Source organism: Flavobacterium sp. DSR3-2 (genome assembly GCF_049896525.1).
Classification (GTDB): Bacteria; Bacteroidota; Bacteroidia; order Flavobacteriales; family Flavobacteriaceae; genus Flavobacterium.
This window is the reverse complement of record NZ_JAFCUM010000034.1, coordinates 1-1,707: the sequence shown is the minus strand read 5'-3', so window position 1 is coordinate 1,707 and position 1,707 is coordinate 1. Positions and strand designations below refer to the sequence as shown.

1 protein-coding gene and 1 pseudogene are annotated in these 1,707 nt (G+C 36.4%); both read right to left on the bottom strand.

Annotation, left to right across the window (positions count from 1 at the left end; all coding sequences use genetic code 11):
- Positions 1-73: 73 nt before the first annotated feature.
- Positions 74-766: pseudogene (gene istB / locus ACP7AV_RS17125) on the bottom strand (IS21-like element helper ATPase IstB).
- 179 nt (positions 767-945) lie between these two features.
- Entirely contained in the window at positions 946-1,467 is a 522-nt protein-coding gene (locus ACP7AV_RS17120) for a Mu transposase domain-containing protein (RefSeq protein ID WP_426093005.1), read from the bottom strand.
- Between the last annotated feature and the right edge of the window lie 240 nt (positions 1,468-1,707).

The window sequence follows — 1,707 nt, the reverse complement described above, 5'->3', positions numbered from 1 at the left end:
CCATTTTTCATTAAAAACTACTCTTTTTCATCTGTTAATTAGTATTCAAATATACCTAAATATTACCCTTTGTTTATCCCTCTTTTTTTCTCAGAGATTCTCCATGTAATTCGAGTCGATGAGATTGATGTATCAGCCTATTGAAAGTGGCATCAGCTATGGTTTTTTCTCCAATGATGTCATACCAGCCTTGCACTGGGATTTGTGAGGTTACAATAATAGAACCGTTATTATGCCTGTCTTAAATGATCTCTAAAAGGGTAATTCGGTTACTGCTATCCAAAGCTTGGAGTCCAAAATCGTCTAATACAATAACATCTTGCCGTTCTATTTTGGCCAATTCTCTCAGGTAAGAACCATCTGCTTTGGCCATTTTTAATTTAGCAAACAGCTTCAAAGTATTAAAATAACTTACTTTAAAACCTTGGATACAGGCTTGATAACCCAATGCGGTGCCTAAATAACTTTTGCCTACACCAGTGCTTCCCGTGATTAAAATGTTTTCATTTTTTTCGACAAATTCACATTCTGCCAGACGTAGTATGGTGTTTCGATCCAGATTACGGGTTTGGTCAAAATTGATACTTTCAATATTTGATTTGTAATGGAATCGGGCATTGGTGATACTGCGGGCAATACGCCGATTGTGCCTTTCATCCCATTCGGCATCAATAAGCATCGATACAAACTGATCGAGTGTGTAATGGTCGGTTTTTCCGCTTTCAATGGCAGTTTTAAAAGCATTATGCATGCCGTAAAGCTTCATTTGTTTCATTTTTGTTGCTGTGGATTGCTTCGCCCGTTCGCTTACGCTCGGGTCATTCATGATTACTGTGTTTTAATTTAATTATAATAGTGTTTTCCTCTGATATTACCGTGAATAGGGAGTTCTTGCTCGGGTTCTTGTTCAAATTCAATATGATCTAAGTTGTTTTCTAAAATATTTTAAATGGTCTTAAAATTGTAAATTTTAAAATCAAGTGCCCGTTTACAGGCATTTATTAATCGCTCTTTCCCTACCTTTTTTTCGAAGTTTAATATTTCCAAACAACTTTTATAAGCCTGTTCAGGATGGTTTCTACTTTCGATTATTTGCATAATATATGCTGCAGCTGACTCGTCAATACTACTGGCCCAATGAATGAAGCGGGCAGCACTCCACTGGTCTACAAACTGATGCGTGGTAGCCATATGTTCCGGGATTGTGGTATAGATATACGGTTTGTAATTCCTTGGATGGATGGCTATTCGATTGTATTTGTGATAGATCTCTACCGTTGATTTGGTATACAATAGTTTCGCTTTTTTCTTGACGTATTGATAGGGAACACTGTAGTAATTTTTGTCTTGACTTAATTGAACATGCCCATATTGCATTACTGTTGCAAAGGATTGATATTTTATTTCAAAACGTTCTTGTGGTAATGGACTTAGTTTTTGCTTCTGATCTTCTAAAAATAATTCTATACGAGAGTACGGGCGTCCTGTGAGTTTTCGCCTGTTATGAGCATCTAATAAATCCCATATTTGCTGGTTTAATTCTTCCAGAGAAAAGGATTTAGTTTCTTTTAGATTTACATAAATCCTTCAATACAATATCTTGACAGCTCCTTCGACCAATGACTTATCTCTTGGTTTGTAAGCCCTGGCAGGCAAGATAGTAGTTTGGTAATGTTCGGCTAAATCAGCCAAGGTTTCATTAATTGT